The sequence below is a fragment of the Kitasatospora sp. NBC_00458 genome (assembly GCF_036013975.1).
Taxonomy (GTDB): domain Bacteria; phylum Actinomycetota; class Actinomycetes; order Streptomycetales; family Streptomycetaceae; genus Kitasatospora.
Map to the genome: position 1 here is coordinate 3971017 of NZ_CP107904.1, position 20176 is coordinate 3991192.

The following is a 20176-nucleotide window of genomic DNA, read 5'->3' on the forward strand; positions in this document are numbered from 1 at the left end:
ACTCCCCCGAAGGGTGATTCCGCATGGTTTCGAAGAAGAGCGGGGCCGGCCTCGCCGCCGCCCTGGGCGCCGCGATGCTGCTCGGCGGCGGCGCGGGTGCCGCGCACGCGGCCCCGGCCGAGGGCGGCGCCGCACTGGCCAAGACCGACATCGCCCAGGCGCTCGGCGGCACGACCACCGGCCTCGGCTACGGCGTCGCGCCGGTCAAGGACCTGCGCCTGGACCCGTGGGCCAACTCCTCGGCCGACGTGCTGAACAACGGCGCGACCGTCCGGCCGGAGAACACCGGTCTGGCCCCGATCGGCACCGAGACGCTCACCGGCCCGCTCAGCGCCGGCGGCGGGCCGCGGGACCTGCCCCTGGTCGGCCCGCTGCTCGGCGCGCTGCCCGGCTGATCCGGCGCTCCCCGCGGCCGTACGCGCGAGAGCCCGGCACCCCCCTTCGGATCGGGGTGCCGGGCTCTCGCACGTGCTGCGGCGCCGCCGAGCGGCTACAGCTGGGCGAGGCCGGCCAGGCCGGTCTCCTGCACCACGCCGGTGGCGGTCGCGGTGGTGGTGGTCGCCAGGTCGCCCACCGAGTCGGTCACCGAGATCCGCTCGTCCTCGTTGCCGAGGGTCGCCTTGGCCCCCGGGACGGCCTGGACCGCCCCGGTCACCAGCCGCGGGTCGATCTCGTCCACCTTGACCCGGCCGTCGGCGAGCTGCCCGGTGCCGTCCTGGACCACCGAGAGCGGCGTGCCGAGGCCCAGCCCGGGGGTGTCGGCGTGCAGCGGCGCGGCCGGGGCGTCCAGCAGCAGCTCGCCGAGGTCCGCGCCCTGGTCGACCAGCGGCAGCGGCAGCTCGGCCTTGGCCGTCGGGCCCACCTTGCCGGTGCCCAGGGCGGGCACGATCCGCTCGGGGATCAGCGCGTCACCGGTGGTGTGCGCGGGCACCGGGGGCATCAGCAGCGAGGTCGGGATGCCGCCCGAGATCCGGCTGCCCAGCGGCGCCACCGGCACGTCCACCGGGACCTGCTGGGTCGCCAGCTGGTCCTCCAGCGCCCCGACCTGCTCGGGGCTGACCGGGGCGGCGGCGGACGCCGCCCCCTGGGAGGCGAGTACGCCCGCACCGACCGCCAGCAGCATCGCGCCGGCCCGCTTGGAGAACCTCATGCTTTTCACCGTTCTGCCTGTTCGTACTGGAGACCTCTGGGGGAAGGGCTGCGCGGGCGCAACCCGAAGCAATCTGTCTCAACGAGCCACTCGGACCCCGGATTGCGGCCGTTAACCGATTCGGGCTAATAATCCGACCGGAAAGCGCTCCCGGTCGCGCCTCCCGGACTCTTTTCGAGAATCCCCGTAACCTTCCGTGCCGTCATTCTTTGATCTGAACGTCAGTGACCGCAGACCGGGTCTGAGCGTTGTACGCGTTGTACGCACGGAAACTCAAGAGCATTTCAGAGAGGGATCTCCCCATGATCCAGAAGTCCTTCGCCGCCGCCGGGCTGGCCGCCGCCGCGCTGGCCGCCGCCGCGGCGCCGGCCTCGGCCATCGGTGACTCGGACGGCTCCGCCGGGTCCTTCCAGGGCAACGGTGGCACCAACTTCACCGGCACCGTCGGCGACCACAGCCCGAACTTCCACTTCCTGGACAACGCGAACGTCTGCCTGCCGGAGATCCACAACATCGCCGTCGGCGTGCTCGGCGTGGCCGTCCCGGTCGAGGTCCCGATCGCCAACAGCGGTGGCAAGCAGTACTGCACCCAGGGCCAGGGCACCCAGACCAAGGGCGACTCGGGCGTCTCCCACCTGATCGGCTGACCCGCTCGCCCCACCTGCGTCACCCCCTCCTGAACCACCCTTCGAATCGCTCCCCGATTCAACCCCGAGAGGAACACCGAAATGATCAAGAAGTCCCTCGCCGCCGCCGGCCTCGCCGCCGCCGCCATCGCGATGTCCGCCGGCTCGGCCTCCGCCATCGCCGACTCGGACGGCTCGGCCGTCTCGGTCCAGGGCAACGGCGGCACCAACCAGACCGGCACCCACGGCGACCACAGCCCGAACTTCCACACCCTCGACAACGCGAACATCTGCCTGCCGGAGGTCCACAACATCGCGGTCGCCGTCCTCGGCGTGGCCGTCCCGGTCGAGGTGCCGATCCTCAACAGCACCCCGAAGCAGATCTGCAACGTCGGCCAGAACACCCAGTCCTCGGGCGACGCGGGTGTCTCGCACCTGATCGGCTGATCCAGCGACATGGCGCGGCGGAGGGCCCGGGGACATCTGGTCCCCGGGCCCTCCGGGCGTACGGGGCCGGACGTCCGGCCGGCCGCACTCCGGGTGCGGTCCGGCCGGGTGACAGGCCGTCGGCACGGCGCGTGGGGCGCCGGCACGGACGGCACCGTGTGTTCACGTGGCAGAGCCGGCACCCGGACACGGACCGGAACACACGTCAGAGGCAGGGCGTCCGGACCGGACGCTCCGGAAAGAGAGGGCAGATCCATGAAGAGCAAGCTGGGCAAGGTCGCACTGACCGCCTTCGGCGCGCTGGCGCTGGCCGGCATCGCCACCCCGGCGTCCGCGCACGTCGGCCTGGCCGGCGGCGGCGAGTTCGTCGCCTCCGCCCACCCGGTGTTCGCGGCCGGCGAGTGGTGGGGCCTGGCCCACACCTCGAACATCCACACCGGCGCGCACGGCTGGGGGGCCGCCACCTCCACCGACGCCGTCGGCGGCGTGGAGGGCTTCGCCCACGTCGGCGGCTGGGAGTAGCAGCCGAAAGGCCGGGCCCCTCCTCGCGGAGGGGCCCGGCCCCGGCACGTCCGGCGGTACCCGGAAGGGTGGGCCTACCCGAGCATCCCGGCGGCCTCGACCGCCCAGTACGTGAGGATCTGCTCGGCACCGGCCCGGCGCAGCGAGGTCAGCGTCTCCAGGATCATCCGCTCCCGGTCGATCCAGCCGTTGGCCGCGGCCGCCTCCACCATCGCGTACTCGCCCGACACCTGGTAGGCCGAGACCGGCACCGGCGAGGCGTCGGCGACCTGGCGCAGGATGTCCAGGTAGGCCATGCCCGGCTTCACCATCACCAGGTCGGCGCCCTCGGCGACGTCCAGCTCCAGCTCCCGCAGCGCCTCCCGGGCGTTGGCCGGGTCCTGCTGGTAGGACTTGCGGTCGCCCTTCAGCGAGGAGCCGACCGCCTCCCGGAACGGGCCGTAGAACGCCGAGGCGTACTTGGCCGTGTAGGCGAGGATGCCCACGTCCTGGTGGCCGGCCTCGTCCAGGGCCCGCCGGACCACGGCGATCTGACCGTCCATCATCCCGGACGGGCCGACCAGGTGGACGCCGGCGTCCGCCTGTACGCGGGCCATCTCGGCGTAGCGCTCCAGCGTCGCGTCGTTGTCCACCGAGCCGTCGGCCGCCAGCACGCCGCAGTGGCCGTGGTCGGTGTACTCGTCCAGGCAGAGGTCGGACATGACCACCAGGGCGTCGCCGACCTCGCCGACCACGTCCCGGATCGCCTGCTGCAGGATGCCGTCCGGGTTGGTGCCCTCGCTGCCGGTCGCGTCCTGCACCTCCGGGACGCCGAACAGCATGAGGCCGCCCAGGCCCGCCTCGGCCGCCTCGACCGCGGCCTTCCGCAGGGTGTCCCGGGTGTGCTGGACCACCCCCGGCATCGACGTGACCGGCACCGGCTCGCGCACGCCCTCGCGGACGAACAGCGGCAGGATCAGCTCCGCCGGGTGCAGCCTGGTCTCGGCGACCAGGCGGCGCATCGCCGGGGTCGACCGCAGGCGGCGCGGGCGGACGTACGGGAATTCAGCGGACACGGCTTCTCTCTCCGAACGGTGTGCGTGTGCCGGGGGCGGCGGGTGGGCCGCCCCCGGACCGTTTAGCGCGCGGCCTTGCGGCGCGAACCGGGACGGCGCTCGCTGGGCCGGTAGACCGGCTCACCGGCGGCGGTCGCGGTGTCGCGGCGCTTGGCCCCGAAGTCTGCCAGCGCCTGGGCCAGCGCGGCCGCCGACGGCGCCGGAGCCATCACGTCGACCCGCAGGCCGTGCTCCTCGGCGGTCTTCGCGGTGGCCGGGCCGATGCAGGCGATGACCGTCACGTTGTGCGGCTTGCCGGCGATGCCGACCAGGTTCCGCACGGTCGAGGACGAGGTGAACAGCACCGCGTCGAACCCGCCGCCCTTGATCGCCTCGCGGGTCTCGGCCGGCGGCGGCGAGGCGCGCACCGTCCGGTACGCCGTCACGTCGTCGACCTCCCAGCCCAGCTCGACCAGGCCGGCCACCAGGGTCTCGGTGGCGATGTCGGCGCGCGGCAGCAGCACCCGGTCGATCGGGTCGAACACCGGGTCGTACGGCGGCCAGTCCTCCAGCAGGCCGGCGGCCGACTGCTCGCCGGACGGCACGAGGTCCGGCTTCACGCCGAAGTCGACCAGCGCCTGCGCGGTGGTCTCGCCGACCGCCGCGACCTTGATCCCGGCGAACGCCCGGGCGTCCAGGCCGTACTCCTCGAACTTCTCCCGCACCGCGCGGACCGCGTTCACCGAGGTGAAGGCGATCCACTCGTACCGGCCGGTGACCAGGCCCTTGATCGCCCGCTCCATCTGCTGCGGGGTGCGCGGCGGCTCGACCGCGATGGTCGGCACCTCCTGCGGCACCGCGCCGTACGAGCGGAGCTGCTCCGAGAGGCCGTGCGCCTGCTCCTTGGTGCGCGGCACCAGGACGTTCCAGCCGAACAGCGGCTTGGTCTCGAACCAGGAGTGCGAGGCGCGGTGCGCGACCTGCTCGCCGACCACGGCTATGACCGGGGTGGCCGGATCCACCGGGGCCGACACCGGCGAGGGCAGCACCCGGGCGGCCTTCAGGTCCGCCGCGATGGTGGCCAGGGTGGCGGTGAAGGTGCGCTGACGGGTGGTGGTGCCCGAGAGCGTCGCGCTCAGCGCCGACTCCGGCTTGCGCCCGTTGGAGACCAGCGCGTTGGCGGTGGCCGGCAGCTGTCCCAGGGTGGTCCGCACCACCAGGGTGGTCTCCGGCGCGCCCAGGTCCACCGGGGAGCCGGCCAGCAGGGCCGCGCCCTCGACGAACCGGACGTCGGTGCCGGCCGCGCCGCGCAGCGGCACGCCCGCGTAGGCCGGGACGCCGACCGACTGGGCGACCCCGGGGATCACCTCGAAGGAGATCCCCGCGCCGGCACAGCCGAGCATCTCCTCGGCGGCACAGCCGTCCAGGCCCGGGTCGCCGTCGACGGTCCGCACCACGTGCTTGCCGGACCGCACGGCCTCGCCGACCAGTCGGGCCAGGTCGAACTCCGGCCCCTCCGCACCCGGGGTGTGCACCTGCACGCCGGTCGGGCAGTGACTGCGCACCGCGGCGGCGGTCAGCGGGTCGGCGACCAGGATGTCGGCCGAGGCCAGCACCTCGACCGCGCGCAGGGTCAGCAGGCCCGGGTCGCCGGGGCCCGCGCCCAGGAAGGTGCAGCGGCCGGCGGCGGGGACCACGCCCCCGAAGGGGCTGTCGGCCGGGAACGGGCTGTCGGTGGCGGCGGTGGGGCTCATCGGGCTCGCTCCCCCATCAGGGCGGCCGCGCCCGCGTCGAGCAGCCGGTCGGCCAGCGCGCGGCCGAGGGCCACCGCCTGCCGCTCGGCGGTCTCGTCGAGGACGATCGGACCGTTGGCGGACATCTTCAGCAGGGTGGCGCCGTCGGTGGTGCCGACCACGCCCTCCAGCCGCAGTTCGTTCTCGTGGCCGCGGACCGCCAGACCGGCGACCGGTGCGGAGCAGCCGGCCTCCAGGGCGGCCAGCAGGGCGCGCTCGGCGGCCACCGCGACCCGGGTGGGGGCGTGGTCCAGGGCCGACAGCGCGGCGGTCAGCCCCGTGTCGGAGGCCTTGCACTCGACGGCGAGCGCCCCCTGGCCGGGGGCCGGGATCATCAGCTCGCGGTCGAGGTGTTCGGTGATCTCGGCGGCGCGGCCGAGCCGGTTCAGGCCGGCGGTGGCCAGCACCACCGCGTCCAGCTCGCCCGAGGTGACGAAGCCGATCCGGGTGTCCACGTTGCCGCGGATCGCCACCGTCTCCAGCTGTGCGCCGCGGGCCCGGGCCCAGGCGTTCAGCTGCGCCATCCGGCGCGGCGAACCGGTGCCGATCCGCGCGGTCCGGCCGGCGCCGGCCAGCTTCTCCACCAGCTCGTCCAGGGCCAGCCCGTCACTCGCCACCAGGGCGTCGCGGAAGTCCTCGCGCTCGGGGACGGCGGCCAGCGCCAGTCCCTCGGGGGCGGCGGTGGGCAGGTCCTTGAGCGAGTGCACGGCGAAGTCGATCCGGCCCTCCAGCAGCGCGTCGCGCAGCGCCGAGACGAAGACGCCGGTGCCGCCGATCTGGGCCAGGGCCTCGCGCGAGGTGTCGCCGTAGGTGGTGATCTCCACCAGCTCGACGGGGCGCCCGGTGAGGCGGGTCACCTCGCGGGCGACCATGCCCGACTGCGCCATGGCGAGCGCGCTGCGCCGGGTGCCGAGCCGCAGGGGTGCGGTGGCGTCCGGGGACTGGCCGGTGAGCGGTTGACCATTCATGAGGTGATCGTCCCGGTGGTACTCGTGGGATGGCTGACGGTTCATCTGGCGCCCCCGCCCGCAGGCTGCTGGGTGCCGATCGGGGTGCCCGAGACCGCGTGCACCGCGGCCGGGTCGAGGTCGAACAGCTCGCGCAGCGCGTCCGCGTAGGAGGCGCCGCCCGGCTCGGCGGCGAGCTGCTTCACCCGGACCGTCGGGGCGTGCAGCAGCTTGTCGACGACCCGCCGGACGGTCTGGGTGATCTCGGCGCGGGAGCGCTCGTCCAGCGCGGGCAGCCGGGAGTCGAGGCGGCCGAGCTCGGCGGCGACGACGTCGGAGGCCATCGCGCGCAGCGCCACCACGGTCGGGGCGATCCGGGCGGCCCGCTGGGCGGCCCCGAAGGCGGTGACCTCCTCGGCGACGATGCCGGAGACCGCGTCGACGTCGCCGGCGCCGGGGGTGGCGGCGTGCGCGTGCGAGAGGCTCTCCAGGTCGACCAGGAGCGCGCCGGGCAGCTCGTGCACGGCGTGGTCGACGTCGCGCGGCATGGCCAGGTCGAGGAAGGCGAGCGGGGTGCCGGCGGTACGGGACGCGACCGCGGCGGCGACGTCCTCGGACCCGATCACCACGCCGGCCGCGCCGGTACACGAGATCACCAGGTCGACGTCGGCCAGCGCCTCGGGCACCTTGGCCAGCTCCACGGTGCGGGCGACGTCCGCGCCGAGGATCTCGACCAGCCGCTCGGCCCGCTCGGGCGTCCGGTTGGCGACCAGCAGGTCGGTGACGCCGGAGCGGACCAGCGTGGCGGCGGCCAGCGAGCTCATCGAGCCCGCGCCGACCACCAGCGCCCGCTTGCCGGCGATCTCGCCGGCACCGGCCGCGACCTGCTCCAGGCCGAAGGTCACCAGCGACTGGCCGGCCTTGTCGATGCCGGTCTCGCTGTGCGCCCGCTTGCCGACCCGCAGCGCCTGCTGGAAGAGCTCGTTCAGACCGCGCCCGGCGGTGTGCTCGTCCTGCGCCCGGGCCAGCGAGTCGCGCAGCTGGCCGAGGATCTGGCCCTCGCCGACGACCATCGAGTCCAGGCCGCAGGCCACCGAGAAGAGGTGGTGGACGGCGCGGTCCTCGTAGTGGACGTAGAGGTGGGAGGTGAGCTCCTCCAGGTCGACCCCGCTGTGGTGGGCGAGCAGCAGCGACAGCTCGGCGACACCGGCGTGGAACTTGTCCACGTCGGCGTACAGCTCGATCCGGTTGCAGGTGTTCAGCAGCGCGGCCTCGGCGACGGTCGCCGACGCGGCCGCGTCGTGCAGCAGCCGGGTCGGGACCTCACCGGTCAGGGCGGCGCGCTCCAGCACGCCGACCGGGGCGGTGCGATGGCTCAGCCCTACGACGAGAAGACTCACGCCTGCCCCCTGGTACCGCGGATCCCACCGGCCGTACGGCTCCCGTCGCGCCCGGCGGCCGCCTCGAACGGCGCCCGGCCCGCGAATGCCCGCTCGTTGTGCCCGTTCATGCCGGCATCACCGCGGAGAGGTCGCCCTCGCCGGGCTTGCCGGGCTTGGTCTTCGGCGCCGGCTCGGCGTCCTTGGCGGACTCCGCGGCCGGACGGGCCTTGGTGCTGCCGCCGGCGGCCCGGCGCAGCTTGGCGGCCGCCGCCCGGACCGGGCCGGGGGCGCGGTCGAGCACGGACTCGGTCCGGTCCGGCTCGTCGCCGGCCTTGCGCTGCTCGTGGAAGGCGAGGATCTGCAGCTCGATGGAGAGGTCCACCTTGCGCACGTCCACGCCGTCCGGGACGGTCAGCACGGTCGGGGCGAAGTTCAGGATGCTGGTGACGCCGGCCTCGACCAGCCGGTCGCAGACCTGCTGGGCGGCGCCGGGCGGGGTGGTGATGACCCCGATCGAGACGTGCTGGCTCTCCACGATGGACTCCAGTTCGTCCATGTGGCGCACCGGGAGTCCGGCCGCGCTGCTGCCGACCACGGACGGGTCGGCGTCCAGCAGGGCCGCGACCCGGAAACCGCGGGAGGCGAAGCCGCCGTAGTTGGCGAGCGCGTGGCCGAGGTTCCCGATGCCGACGATGACGACCGGCCAGTCCTGGGTCAGGCCGAGCTCGCGCGAGATCTGGTAGACGAGGTACTCGACGTCGTAGCCGACACCGCGGGTGCCGTACGAGCCCAGGTAGGAGAAGTCCTTGCGCAGCTTGGCGGAGTTCACGCCGGCGGCCGCGGCCAGCTCCTCGGAGGAGACGGTCGGCACCGAGCGCTCGGAGAGCGCGGTGAGCGCGCGCAGATAGAGGGGCAGGCGCGCGACGGTCGCCTCCGGGATGCCCCGGGCACGCGAGGGTCGGCGCGCGGCGCCCTGCTCGGGCGTCTGCGAACTGCTCTGTGGTGATCGGCCGATTGCCACGGTGCTCCTGTGGGTGAAGCTGGGCTTTGGCAGCCAGGCTATGCGTTTGTGAACGTGTGCACAAAGATGGTGTCCGATTTGTCCCTGCACAGTGATGCGCATCACGCCGTCGCACCCATAGCACCGGACCCTTTCCGCACCCCCGCCGGGGGCGGTGCAGCGGGTGGCCGCGAGCCGTACGGCAGCTCGGCGGGCCCCTCCCTGCGCACCGTCGGCACCGGCTCCCCGGACGGCCGGGACCGCGCCCCGCCCAGCCTCGGCCACGGCACCCGGGCGGCCTCCCGCAGCGGCTCCGCCCAGTCGCCCGGCGCGCAGGACGGCGCACCCAGGCAGTGCCGGAGCAGCCCGGCGGTGGCCCGGGCGTCCCCCAGCGCGGTGTGCGCCGGGAACCGGCCCAGACCGGCCGCCTCGACACAGGCCGCCAGGCCGAACCCGCCGGCCTCCGGCAGGTGGGCGCGGGCCAGCCGCATCGTGCAGAGCAGCGGCACCGCCGGCAGCGGGACGCCGATCCGGGCGAACTCACGATCCAGGAAGGCGTGGTCACAGGTGACGTGGTGGCCGACCATCACCCGGCCGGCCAGCAGCTCCAGCAGCCTCGGCGCGATCTCCCGGAACCGCGGGGCGCCCTCGACGTCCTCCTGGGCTATCCGGTGCACATGGGTCGGGCCCACCGGGCCGAGCGGGTCCAGCAGCGTGCAGAACTCGCCCTCCGGGCGGAGCCGCTCGTCCAGCAGCACCACGGCGACCTCGACCACCCGGTGCCGCCACGGGCTGCGGCCGGTCGCCTCCACGTCCACCACGGCGAAGCCCCGGGGTTCGGCCGACGGATCGGCGGGCGCCGCTAAGGGCACCCCTGGGGACGTCCCTGGGGGCGGGCCGGGAAGCATGGCGGCACTCCTCGCGTGCTCAGCCCCCCATGGGCGCAGACGAGTTCGATCGTAAGCCGACCACCGGGGGCCGCCCCAAGCCGTGCGCGGGGAATCTTCACAACGATTCGGCGAACCGCCCCCGCCGGACGGCGGGGGTCACCGGACGCGCCCCGGCGCGGGATCCGGAGCGGGGCGGGCGCCGCGGGCGCGGGAGGTCAGGCGCCCAGCGCGGTGCGCAGGCGCTTCTCGTCCACCCGCCAGAAGTCGTGCTGGCGTCCGTCGATCAGGGTCACCGGGATCTGCTCCCAGTAGCGCCGGTAGAGCTCCTCGTCCTGCGTGATGTCCTTCTCCTCGAAGGCCGCGCCCAGCTCGCCCGTCACCCGGACGATCACCTCCCGGGCGTCGTCGCACAGGTGGCAGCCGGGCTTGGCGACCAGGGTCACGGTCCGCTCGGCCGGCTTCGGGGTCTTGTCGCGTCGCAGCAGTGGGCTCACCCCGCCATTGTGCGCCGCCCCTACGCACGGCCGGGCGGCCGGGGCCGCGGGCGGCGGGGCGACCCGGCCGGGCGACCCGGGCGGGCCTGCCGCGCGGCGGGGGCGCGGACGGGCGGGCGGGCGCGGACGGGCGCGGACGGGCGCGGCTGTTCACCGGCCCGGCACGCCGCCGTCACGGCCGCTCCGCGACCCGCTGGCTATGCTCGGTGGCATGGCCGTGCTCCGAAGGCTCCTCCAGACAAGGCGACCCACCACCGCGCGGATCGCCCTGGCGGGCGAGGCCGCGGCCGAGGCGGCGGAGGCCGCCCTGCGCGCCGCGCCGGAGCCGCCCGCCACCCTGGAACCGGCCGCCGGAACCACCCCCGGAGCACCCGCCGGAACCGCCGGGGAAGCGGCCGGGGAGGGCCCCGACGAGGACACCGGACAGCCCGCCAGACGCGGCAGGGCCCCGAAGGCCCCCGCCGAGAACCACACCCCCGAGCCGGACGACCCGCGCGCCGCCGCCTTCTTCGACTGCGACAACACCATCCTGCGCGGCGCCGCCATCTTCTACCTCGGCGTCGGGCTCTACCGCCGCGGGTTCCTCACCCGCCGCGACATCGCCCGGTTCGCCTGGCAGCAGGCCTGGTTCCGCATGCACGGCACCGAGGACCCGGACCACATGGCGGACGCCCAGCACACCGCGCTCGGCCTGGTGGCCGGCAAGCGGACCGCCGACCTGGAGGCCCTCTGCGAGGAGGTCTTCGACGAGGTCATCGCCGACAAGGTCTGGCCCGGCACCCGCGCGCTGGTCCAGATGCACCTGGACGCCGGACAGCGGGTCTGGCTGGCCACCGCCGCCCCGGTGGAGGTGGCCCGGATCATCGCCGCCCGGCTCGGCATGACCGGTGCGCTGGGCACCGTCGCCGAGGCACGGGACGGCGCGTACACGGGCCGGCTGGTCGGCGAGCTGCTGCACGGTCCGGCCAAGGCGGCGGCGGTCCGCTCGCTGGCCCGCCGGGAGCGGCTCGACCTGGACCGCTGCGCCGCGTACAGCGACTCGGCCAACGACATCCCGATGCTCTCGCTGGTCGGCCACCCGTACGTGGTGAACCCGGACGGCGCGCTGCGGCGGCACGCCCGCTCCCAGGGGTGGCGGGTCCGGGACTTCCGGACCGGCCGGAAGGCGGCCCGGGTGGGCCTGCCCGCGGCGGCCGCGCTCGGGGTGGCGGGCGGCGCGGCGGCGGCCGGGGTGACCCTGTACCGCCGGCACCGGGCCTGACCCCGCTCCGACGCGAAGCCCCGCCCCGGTGTGAAGCCCCGCCCCGGCGCCCGGCCCCGAGCGGCGCCGGGGCCGAACGCCACCGATCCCCGCACGCCGCCGGGGACCCGGCGGCGACGGACCCGCCCGGGCCGGTGCCCGGATCCGGGGCCGACCCGTTCGCCCCCCGGCGGGGTGAGCCCGGTCAATTCGCGCGCTGACCAGGCCGCCCGTACGGGCTAACTCCGGCGCGCCGCAGGCCGATTCGCAGGCCACGACCGAACCCGACACCGGGTGACTGGTTCTGATCGTTCGTCAGACGGGGAAAGTCAGGGGTTATCCGCACCCAAGACAGGGAAACCGCCCGCCGGGCCGTCGAATTGGTCACCCGGTGCACTTGTTCGGTCACGTTGGGCCGGATGATCGATGACACGTTCGGTCAGTGTCGGCCGTATATGTGTCCGATGCGGATCCCAAACGACCACTTCGACCACACGGTGTAGCTGTCATTGCACAAAGCGTTATTCTCTCCTGGATGCGCGTCACCCACCCGCCCCAGCACGACCGGGTGGTGCGGCCGTGCTCTCCGCGCAGGCGGAGGTGATCCGTCCACAGTTCTGCCTCTGGGAGTCCCGTGTACCCACCCGTCCGGAACGACGCGCCTGCACCCTCCCGCCCGTCGTCCGCGCCCCTGCGCTCCCGCACCAGCCTCCGCGGCCGCCCGGTCCCGCCCCGGCAGATCTCCACCGGCCTGGAGCTGCTGCGCAGCCTGCTCCGCAGCCAGCTCGCCGCCTCGCCCCAACTGGTGCCCGCCGGAGCCTCGTTCGGCCCCGGCCAGCCACAGCCCGTCGGCGGCCCGCTGCTGCGCACCACCGCGGCCGGCTCGACCGGCACCGGCTCGCGCGGACGGACCGGGGCCACCGGAACCGGCGGCCGCAGCCGGGCCCGCACCACCACCGGCCCCGGCTACGAGACCGAGCACAACCCGATCATGGAGCTGGTCGAACGGGCCCAGGCCGGCGAGAGCGAGGCCTTCGGCCGCCTCTACGACCACTACTCGGACACGGTCTACCGCTACATCTACTACCGGGTCGGCAGCCGGGCCACCGCCGAGGACCTCACCAGCGAGACGTTCCTGCGCGCGCTGCGCCGGATCGGCACCTTCACCTGGCAGGGGCGGGACTTCGGCGCCTGGCTGGTGACCATCGCCCGCAACCTGGTCGCCGACCACTTCAAGTCCAGCCGCTTCCGGCTGGAGGTCACCACCGGCGAGATGCTCGACTCCAACGAGTGCGAGCGCAGCCCTGAGGACTCGGTGCTGGAGTCGCTCTCCAACGCCGCCCTGCTGGAGGCCGTCCGGCGGCTCAACCCGCAGCAGCAGGAGTGCGTCACCCTCCGCTTCCTGCAGGGGCTCTCGGTCGCCGAGACGGCCCGCATCATGGGCAAGAACGAGGGCGCCATCAAAACCCTCCAGTACCGCGCGGTACGGACCCTGGCCCGCCTGCTCCCGCCCGACGCGCGGTGAGCGGGGAGAGGACCGGCGGCGGTCCCGGGGCTGCGGGGGAGATATCCGGCGGGCCGTCATCCCCGGCGACGGCCCGACACGTCCGGGTGAACGGTCGGTCCGATGATCAGCCGTGCGTAACCGACCGCCCGCACCGCTCGTTGGCCAGCGTGCAAGCCTCCACCAGGCGTACGGTCAAGTCGAATTGCGACCTCTCACCCGATGGAGTGGCTTTGGCTTGCCGGGGCAACCGTCCGGCAGGCCGGGGTGTCGACAACGACGAAGGGAGGTGTGGCCCGTGACGGCAAACGTGCTTGAGCACCGGCGGGCGAAGGCCTTCGCCGAGGCGCTGGAGGCCCACCAGGCGGAGCAACTCGGTGCCGACGGCGGGGAACCGGCCGGCACCGCTGCCGGCAGCGCCGGATCGGCCGCGATGGCCGGGCTCATCGACATGGTCGGCGCGCTCGGCGCGCTGCCCGGCCCGGAGCTGGACCGCGAGGTCCGGACCGTCCAACGCGCCCGGCTGATGGCCGCGTTCGAGCAGGCCTTCGCCGGCGGACCGGGCGCCACGGTGCCCCGGCAGCGCCGCCACCGGGCGATCAGGACCGCACCGCGCGGCCGCTGGAGCCGCCGGTTCGCGATCGGCGGACTGGTCGCCGGGCTCGCCGTGGGGAGCTTCGCCGGCGCCGCGGCCGCCAGCGGCAACGCGCTGCCCGGCGATCCGCTGTACGGGATGAAGCGCGGTCTGGAGGGGCTCCGGCTCAACCTCGCGGACTCCGACACGGAGCGCGGCGAACTGCTGCTGGACAACGCGGCCACCCGGCTCGGCGAGGCGCGGTCCCTGATCGGCCGGACGGGCGACAGCGGCGCGCTCAGCCCGGGCACGGTCGACCAGGTCCGCAAGGCGCTCGACGACATGCACGCCGACGCCCTCCGGGGCCGCGACCTGCTGCGCGCCGTCTACCGCAACAACGGCTCGCTCGACCCGATGCGCACCCTGGCCGGCTTCGCCGAGGGCGAGGACGGCGCCTGGGCCGAGGTCCAGTCCAAGCTGCCCGTCCAGCTCACCCCGCAGGCCCACCTGGTGGAGCAGCTCTTCGACGACATAAGCGAGGACGTCGCGCCCCTGCGTCTGGCCGGACCGCCCGCGGACAGCGGTGCACCGGCCGGCGGCGGGGCGGGCGGCGGCACGCAGGCTCCGTCCGGCGGCGGTGCCGGGGCCCCCGCCGGCACCACGGCCACCGGCGGCGAGCCCGCACCCGGCTCCTCCCCCGCGAACGGCGGCTCCGCCGGATCGGGGCAGGCGGGCAGCACGGCCGGCAGCGGCCGGCCCGGCACCACCGAGCGGGCCCCGTCCGTCGGGGCGACCGTCCCGGCTCCCCCGGCGGCTCCCGGTGCCCCGGTCGACATCCTGCCGAGCGGTGCGCCCGGCAACGTCGTCCCGGCCCCGGTCGGCGGCCTGGTGGACAACCTCACCAGCGGGCTCACCGGTGCCAAGCCCTCGCCCAGCGCCGACCCGGCGCCGGACCAGGCGCCCGCGCAGCCGTCCGCCACGCCCAGCCCGTCGGCCGACGGCGCCCCGCAGCAGGGCGTCGAGGTGCCTCCGCTGATCCCGGGCCTGCTGCCCGGTCTGCGGATCCTCGGCGGCTGAGCGGCGGCCGAGCAGCGGTGACGCGGAGGGGCCCCGGTGGACGCGTCGTCCACCGGGGCCCCTCCGTGCGGGCACCCCTCGCCGGGGAGCGGCTCCCCGGGGGGCACCGCTCAGAAGAAGACCGAACGCCGCTGCACCAGCAACTGGTAGAGGGTGTGCTGGATGGTCTCCCGGACCTCGTCGGCCAGGTCGAAGACCAGCATCGGGTCGTCCGCCGCCTCGGCCGGGTGCCGGTCGGTCGCGATCGGCTCGCCGAACTGGATGATCCACTTGGTCGGCAGCGGCACCGCGCCCAGCGGCCCGAGCCACGGGAAGGTCGGCGTGATCGGCACGTACGGCAGGCCCAGCAGCCGGGCCAGCGTCCGGAGGTTGCCGATCATCGGGTAGGTCTCCTCGGCCCCGACGATCGAGCACGGGACGATCGGCACCTGCGCCCGCAGCGCGGACGAGACGAAGCCGCCGCGGCCGAACCGCTGCAGCTTGTACCGCTCGGAGAACGGCTTGCCGACCCCCTTGAAGCCCTCCGGCCAGACCCCGACCAGCTCGCCGCGCTCCAGCAGCGCCTGGGCGTCCTCGTTGCAGGCCAGCGTGTGCCCGGCCTTGCGGGCCACCTCGTTGACGCCGGGCAGCACGAACACCAGGTCGGCGGCCAGCATCCGCAGGTGCCGGTGGTGCGGGTGGTGGTCGTGCACGGCGACCTGGGTCATCAGGGCGTCCAGCGGGATCGTCCCGGAGTGGTTCGCGACGATCAGCGCGCCGCCCTCGGCCGGGATGTTCTCGACGCCGCGGACCTCGACCCGGAAGTACTTCTCGGCCAGCGGCCGGAGCAGCGCGAGCAGCACCTCCTCGGTCAGCTCACGGTCGAAGCCGAACTCGTCCACCTCGTAGTCGCCGGTGATCCGGCGCCGCAGGAAGGCGAGGCCGTCGGCGGCCCGGGCCTCCCAGCCCTTGCCGAACAGCCGGGTGGCGGCCGGGCCGAGCCGCCCCGCCAGCGCCCCGCCGACGGTGTCGGCGACCCGGTCGGCCAGGCCGGGCCCGGCGGGCGGCGGCTCGGTCCAGCTGGGCGCGGACTCGATCGGGATGACCTTCGCCCCACCCGGCGCGTTCTCGGCGGCGGCACTCATGCGGGTTCAGCTCCTGGGTCGGTGCGGGCGGGCGGGACCGTCCGGGGCGGCCCCCGGGCGCTCGGGGCCGAGCAGCGCGGCCACGCCGTCGGTGAGGGCGGTCAGCCGCCCGGGCGGCAGCAGGCCGGGCGACTGCGCGGCGGCGAAGTCGGCGAACGCCTCCGGGGTGGTGAACGCCGGGCGGTAGCCGAAGGTCTCCCGCAGCCGTGCGGTGTCCACCACCCGGCCGTGGGTGAGCAGCCGCAGCTGCTCCGGCGAGACGTCCACCAGCCGGGTCTGCCGGGCCAGCCCGGCGAACCAGCTGATCGCGGGCAGCAGCAGCGGCAGGGTCGGCCGGCCCAGCCGGCGGGCGCACTGGGAGAGCAGCAGCACGCCCTCCCCCGCCACGTTGAAGGTACCGGTGTTGGCGGTGCCCGGCCCGGCGGCGAACGCGGACCGGCAGAGCACCTCGACGACGTCGTCCTCGTGCACGAACTGCAGCCGGGGGTCGTAGCCGAGGACGGTGGGCAGCACCGGCAGCCCGAAGTACTCGCTCAGCGGGGTGTCGGCGTCCGGGCCGACGATGTTGGCGAACCGCAGCACCGTCACCGCGACGTCCGGACGGCGCCGGGCGAAGCCCCGGACGTAGCCCTCGACCTCGACCGCGTCCTTGGCGAAGCCCCCGCCCGGCAGGTTCCTGGGCTGGGTCCGCTCGGTGAACACCGCCGGGTCGCGCGGCGCCGACCCGTAGACGCCGGTCGTCGACTTCACCACCAGCCGGCGGAGGTCCGCGGCCTTCTGGCAGGCACCGAGCAGCTGCATGGTGCCGATCACGTTGGACTCCTTGACCGACGAGCGGTTGGTGGAGCCCAGTCCGGTCGCGCTGACCGCGAGGTGGACGACCGTGTCGACGCCGTGCTCGGCGATCACCCGGGCCACCGCCGGACGGCGCAGGTCGAGCTGGTGGAAGCGGTACGGTGCGGCGGGCCCGTCCGGCTCCGCGAGCGCGCGCAGCGGCGGACGCGGCGGCTCGACGTCCACGCCGACCACCAGGTCCACCCCGGGCCGGCGGCGCAGCTCGGCCGCGAAACGGGCGCCCAGGTGCCGGGCCACGCCGGTGACGAGCACGACCGTTCCCACAGCGCTGCACCCCTTCTCCCCGCCCGTTCCTCGGTCCGGGCGACCTGCGTGCACCGTACCGCGCCGCCGTGGCGGGCCGTGAAACGACACCGCCCGCCCAGGCCGCGAGGGCCTGGACGGGCGGTGGAACGCCTGAACCCCGCCGAGGCGGGGGTGTTTCTCGTTGCGTCGCTGGACCCTGGGGTCACCCCCGCCGAGGCGGGGAAGCTCACAAGCTCAGGCGTTACTTCTTGTTGCGACGCTGAACACGCGTGCGCTTCAGAAGCTTGCGGTGCTTCTTCTTGGCCATACGCTTGCGACGCTTCTTGATGACAGAGCCCACGGAACAACCCTCGCTCACTGAGACTCTCGCCCGTGAGAGACGGAGTCCAAACGACTGACGGACGGCCTAGCCTACCGTCCACTGGCCCAGGGCCGTAATCGTGCTCCCCGGGACAGGCGAACCCGAGGGAAATCCGAGGCGAACGGGCGCGGGGCCCACCGGCTGTGGACCCCGCTCCGCCGGCCTGCGCCCTACGCGCTCTCAAGCCGCACGTAGGACTCCTTGAGGTACTCGTGCACTGCCTGCTGGGGCACCCGGAACGAGCGGCCGACCCGGATGGCCGGCAGCTCGCCGCTGTGCACCAACCGGTAGACCGTCATCTTGGAGACCCGCATGACCGCGGCCACCTCGGCCACGGTCAGGAAGACGACGTCCTGCAAGGGGCGTTCGCCGGAACTCATGACCATCACCCGACCCTTACCCGTGTGCAAGGCACCGGCTTCCCCTCCGGTGACTCCACCGGCACACGTGTATCCCCAGAGTAGTTATGGGTGGTACCAGTGGGAAGAGGGGGAAGCGCAGTCCTCGTACGGTGAGGGATAAGCCTGTTGCAGTACGTAGCCGATCGGCGGTCTGCACCAGCGGTCGTGCGCACGGCCCCGGTCCGGCACCGGGCCTTCACAACCGGGAGCGGCCGTTCAGCGCCTGCGGCCGCCGGCGGCGGCGACGCCGCAGGTCAGGGCAGCAGCCCGTGGTGCGGCAGAACGGCCCTGCGGGCGGCCAGGATCGCCTGGTCGAGGCGGTCGGCCGGATCGTATCCCGAGTCGAAGTCGCGCCAGACCGGGCGCGCCCCGTCGGTCATCCGCAGCGGGGCCGGACGGCGGGTGCGGCGGTAAACCTCCGCGCGCCAGGACTCCGGGGTCTCGGTGGCCGGGTCGACGGGACGGCCGGCGGCGGTGGCGACCAAGTGGGTCCAGGTCCGCGGTACGACGTCGACGACCGCGTAGCCGCCCCCGCCGAGGGCGACCCAGCGGCCGTCGGCGTGCTCGTGGGCCAGCGCGTGCAGTTCCTCGGCGATCGTCCGCTGCGCGTCCACGGTGACCGCGAGGTGGGCGAGCGGGTCCTCCAGGTGGGTGTCGGCGCCGTGCTGGCTGACGAGGACCTGCGGGCGGAACGCGGCGAGCAGCTCGGGCACCAGGGCGTGGAAGGCGCGCAGCCAGCCGGAGTCGCCGGTGCCGGCCGGGAGCGGGAGGTTGGCGGCGGAGCCGGGGGCGCCGGGGCCGCCGGTCTCGGTGGCCCAGCCGGTCTGCGGGAAGAGCGTGGCGGGGTGCTCGTGCAGCGAGACGGTGAGCACCCGGGGGTCGTCCCAGAACGCCTCCTGGACCCCGTCCCCGTGGTGGACGTCGACGTCGACGTAGGCGACCCGTTCGGCGCCGAGTTCGAGCAGCCGGGCGATGGCGAGGGCCGGGTCGTTGTAGATGCAGAAGCCGGAGGCCCTGCCGGGCATGGCGTGGTGCAGTCCGCCGGCGAAGTTGACGGCGTGCGGGGTCTCGCCGCGCCAGACGGCCTCGGCGGCGGCGACCGACTGACCGGCGATCAGCGCGGAGGCGGAGTGGACGGCGGGGAAGGCCCAGTTGTCGTCGGTGCCGAGGCCGTGCCGGGGGTCCTGCTCCTCCGGGTGGGCGGCGGCGTGCTTGACCGCCGCGACGTAGTCGGCGGTGTGCACCAGCCGGAGGGTGGACTCGCCCGCGGGCGGTGCGGAGCGGACGGTGACGCCCGGGCCGCGGTCGAGGCCGAGGGACTCGACCAGGCGCATGGTGAGCGCGAGCCGCTCCGGGTCCATCGGGTGGCCGGGGCCGAAGTCGTAGGCGGTGACCGCTTCGTCCCAGAAGAGGTGCAGGCCGCAGGGGGTGTCGCGCTCGGCTTCGGGCATGGCCTCCACCGTAGCGGGTGGGGCCGGTCCGACCGGGCAACGGGTCGTTGAACGCCGGGGGTACGAACGTCAGACGCGGGGACGCCCGGGAGCCGTCGGGGCGGGGCCCGGGGCGGGCACGGGGCGGCCCGGGGCGGGCACGGCCCCCGGGGCGGCGGTCCGGGCGGGGCGGCGGCCGGCCAGGCGGCAGCCGAGGCAGTCGGGGTGGCCCCGGCGGGCGGCGGGGTCGGGGGTGCGCCAGTGCCGGCGGCCGGGCGGGCGCGGGCCGGTGGCCTTGCCCCGGCCGGCGAGGTGGAGCAGCCAGGCGGCGACCGCCCCGAGCCCGGTCAGCGCGCCGCCGGCCCAGAGGCCCGGCGCCGATCCCGCGGCGAACGCCACGCCCGCGACGGCGGAGCCGAGGACGGCGATCGCCGTCCCGGTCCAGCCGGCCACGGTGTGGCCCATGTCGTGATCTCCGTGTGCGCCCATGTCTCCTCGTTTGGTGTGATGGGTGCGTTCCGCATCCGCTCGGACGTTTTATCTCACGAGCTAAGTAACTTAGATACTAAGGAGATACCCTTTGGAGGGCAAGCCGCGCCCACAGGCGACGGCCGCGCAGGCGCTCTACGCGATGGACCGGATGATCGCGCTCGCGCAGTTCGGCCAGCAGGACATCGCGTCGCGGCTCGGGCTCAACGTCACCGACCTCACCTGTCTCGGCTTCGTGATGGAGGCCGCGCTGGCCGGCGAGCCGCTGGCCGCCGGCGACCTCGCCGAACGGGCGCAGCTGACCACCGGCGCGGTGACCGGCGTGCTCAACCGGCTGGAGAAGGCCGGGTACGCCCGCCGCGAGGCCGACCCGGGCGACCGCCGGCGGGTCCGCGTGGTGCTGGAGAGCACCGCCCAGGCCCGGATCCTGGAGGCGTACAGCCCGTTCTACGAGCGGATCAACCGGCTCTTCGCCGACTACACCCCCGACGAGGTCGCGGTGCTCACCGACTGGTTCACCCGCGCCAAGGGGCTGCTGCTGGAGTCCCTCGACGAGATCCGCGGGGACGGCCCGCACTAGGCCCGCACTG

The 20176-nt window shown here is 74.7% G+C and carries 22 protein-coding genes; 8 read left to right on the forward strand and 14 right to left on the reverse strand.

What is annotated here, in order from left to right:
• Positions 1–23 precede the first annotated feature (23 nt).
• A complete protein-coding gene (locus OG550_RS16165) occupies positions 24–395 on the forward strand; it encodes a hypothetical protein (RefSeq protein ID WP_327678140.1) in 372 nt (123 codons plus the stop codon).
• Positions 396–490: 95 nt separating this feature from the next.
• Here OG550_RS16165 and OG550_RS16170 read toward each other — a convergent pair whose 3' ends face one another.
• A complete protein-coding gene (locus OG550_RS16170; protein WP_327678142.1) occupies positions 491–1150 on the reverse strand; it encodes a hypothetical protein in 660 nt (219 codons plus the stop codon).
• 302 nt (positions 1151–1452) lie between these two features.
• Here OG550_RS16170 and OG550_RS16175 point away from each other — a divergent pair, with 302 nt between their 5' ends.
• The 3 genes from OG550_RS16175 to OG550_RS16185 all read left to right on the forward strand — a co-directional run bounded on the left by OG550_RS16175 (position 1453) and on the right by OG550_RS16185 (position 2745).
• Entirely contained in the window at positions 1453–1797 is a 345-nt protein-coding gene (locus tag OG550_RS16175; RefSeq protein ID WP_327678144.1) for a rodlet layer protein, read from the forward strand.
• Between the two features lie 81 nt (positions 1798–1878).
• On the forward strand, positions 1879–2223 hold the full coding sequence (locus OG550_RS16180) for a rodlet layer protein (RefSeq protein ID WP_327678146.1): 345 nt from the start codon (positions 1879–1881) through the stop codon (positions 2221–2223).
• A gap of 255 nt (positions 2224–2478) precedes the next feature.
• Positions 2479–2745 (forward strand): hypothetical protein, encoded by a 267-nt coding sequence (locus OG550_RS16185; protein ID WP_327678147.1) that lies wholly within the window; start codon positions 2479–2481, stop codon positions 2743–2745.
• 74 nt (positions 2746–2819) lie between these two features.
• Here the strand turns inward: OG550_RS16185 and hemB are convergent, their stop codons facing one another.
• The 7 genes from hemB to OG550_RS16220 form a co-directional block, all read right to left on the reverse strand.
• The gene (hemB, locus tag OG550_RS16190) at positions 2820–3800 is read right to left on the reverse strand and encodes a porphobilinogen synthase (protein ID WP_327678149.1); all 981 of its coding nucleotides are present in this window, start codon (positions 3798–3800) and stop codon (positions 2820–2822) included.
• 62 nt (positions 3801–3862) lie between these two features.
• Complete coding sequence (locus OG550_RS16195; RefSeq protein WP_327678150.1) at positions 3863–5533, reverse strand: bifunctional uroporphyrinogen-III C-methyltransferase/uroporphyrinogen-III synthase; 1671 nt, start codon at positions 5531–5533, stop codon at positions 3863–3865.
• Positions 5530–6540 carry a hydroxymethylbilane synthase gene (gene hemC / locus OG550_RS16200; protein ID WP_327678152.1) on the reverse strand — a complete coding sequence of 337 codons (1011 nt, stop codon included), beginning with the start codon at positions 6538–6540 and terminating at the stop codon, positions 5530–5532. The genes OG550_RS16195 and hemC overlap by 4 nt, the downstream gene beginning before the upstream one ends.
• A 41-nt stretch (positions 6541–6581) precedes the next feature.
• On the reverse strand, positions 6582–7919 hold the full coding sequence (locus tag OG550_RS16205; RefSeq protein WP_327678154.1) for a glutamyl-tRNA reductase: 1338 nt from the start codon (positions 7917–7919) through the stop codon (positions 6582–6584).
• A gap of 106 nt (positions 7920–8025) precedes the next feature.
• On the reverse strand, positions 8026–8922 hold the full coding sequence (locus tag OG550_RS16210) for a redox-sensing transcriptional repressor Rex (protein ID WP_327678156.1): 897 nt from the start codon (positions 8920–8922) through the stop codon (positions 8026–8028).
• A gap of 101 nt (positions 8923–9023) precedes the next feature.
• Positions 9024–9773, reverse strand: a complete 750-nt coding sequence (locus OG550_RS16215) for a 3'-5' exonuclease (RefSeq protein ID WP_327678158.1) — start codon at positions 9771–9773, stop codon at positions 9024–9026.
• 233 nt (positions 9774–10006) lie between these two features.
• Positions 10007–10285 (reverse strand): glutaredoxin family protein, encoded by a 279-nt coding sequence (locus tag OG550_RS16220; protein WP_327678160.1) that lies wholly within the window; start codon positions 10283–10285, stop codon positions 10007–10009.
• A gap of 211 nt (positions 10286–10496) precedes the next feature.
• Between OG550_RS16220 and OG550_RS16225 the strand changes: the two genes are divergently transcribed.
• From OG550_RS16225 to OG550_RS16235, 3 genes are all read left to right on the forward strand, one after another.
• Complete coding sequence (locus OG550_RS16225) at positions 10497–11546, forward strand: HAD family hydrolase (RefSeq protein WP_327678162.1); 1050 nt, start codon at positions 10497–10499, stop codon at positions 11544–11546.
• Positions 11547–12264: 718 nt separating this feature from the next.
• Positions 12265–13050, forward strand: a complete 786-nt coding sequence (locus tag OG550_RS16230) for an ECF subfamily RNA polymerase sigma factor, BldN family (protein WP_442906154.1) — start codon at positions 12265–12267, stop codon at positions 13048–13050.
• 277 nt (positions 13051–13327) lie between these two features.
• Positions 13328–14680 carry a DUF5667 domain-containing protein gene (locus OG550_RS16235; RefSeq protein WP_327678164.1) on the forward strand — a complete coding sequence of 451 codons (1353 nt, stop codon included), beginning with the start codon at positions 13328–13330 and terminating at the stop codon, positions 14678–14680.
• 110 nt (positions 14681–14790) lie between these two features.
• On the opposite strand, the gene OG550_RS16240 is transcribed toward OG550_RS16235, so the two are convergent.
• From OG550_RS16240 to OG550_RS16265, 6 genes are all read right to left on the reverse strand, one after another.
• On the reverse strand, positions 14791–15804 hold the full coding sequence (locus OG550_RS16240) for a lysophospholipid acyltransferase family protein (protein ID WP_327678166.1): 1014 nt from the start codon (positions 15802–15804) through the stop codon (positions 14791–14793).
• Positions 15805–15810: 6 nt separating this feature from the next.
• Positions 15811–16923: an NAD-dependent epimerase/dehydratase family protein gene (locus tag OG550_RS16245; protein WP_327678168.1), complete on the reverse strand. Its 1113-nt coding sequence runs from the start codon at positions 16921–16923 to the stop codon at positions 15811–15813.
• Positions 16924–17146: 223 nt separating this feature from the next.
• A complete protein-coding gene (locus OG550_RS16250) occupies positions 17147–17263 on the reverse strand; it encodes a 30S ribosomal protein bS22 (protein ID WP_425311139.1) in 117 nt (38 codons plus the stop codon).
• A gap of 173 nt (positions 17264–17436) precedes the next feature.
• Complete coding sequence (locus OG550_RS16255) at positions 17437–17646, reverse strand: helix-turn-helix domain-containing protein (protein WP_045937940.1); 210 nt, start codon at positions 17644–17646, stop codon at positions 17437–17439.
• 275 nt (positions 17647–17921) lie between these two features.
• Positions 17922–19118, reverse strand: a complete 1197-nt coding sequence (locus OG550_RS16260) for an acetoin utilization protein AcuC (RefSeq protein ID WP_327678171.1) — start codon at positions 19116–19118, stop codon at positions 17922–17924.
• Between the two features lie 69 nt (positions 19119–19187).
• A complete protein-coding gene (locus OG550_RS16265; RefSeq protein WP_327678172.1) occupies positions 19188–19586 on the reverse strand; it encodes an HGxxPAAW family protein in 399 nt (132 codons plus the stop codon).
• 91 nt (positions 19587–19677) lie between these two features.
• On the opposite strand from OG550_RS16265, the gene OG550_RS16270 reads away from it, so the two are divergent.
• Positions 19678–20166 (forward strand): MarR family transcriptional regulator, encoded by a 489-nt coding sequence (locus OG550_RS16270; RefSeq protein WP_327678174.1) that lies wholly within the window; start codon positions 19678–19680, stop codon positions 20164–20166.
• The last annotated feature ends 10 nt before the right edge of the window (positions 20167–20176 follow it).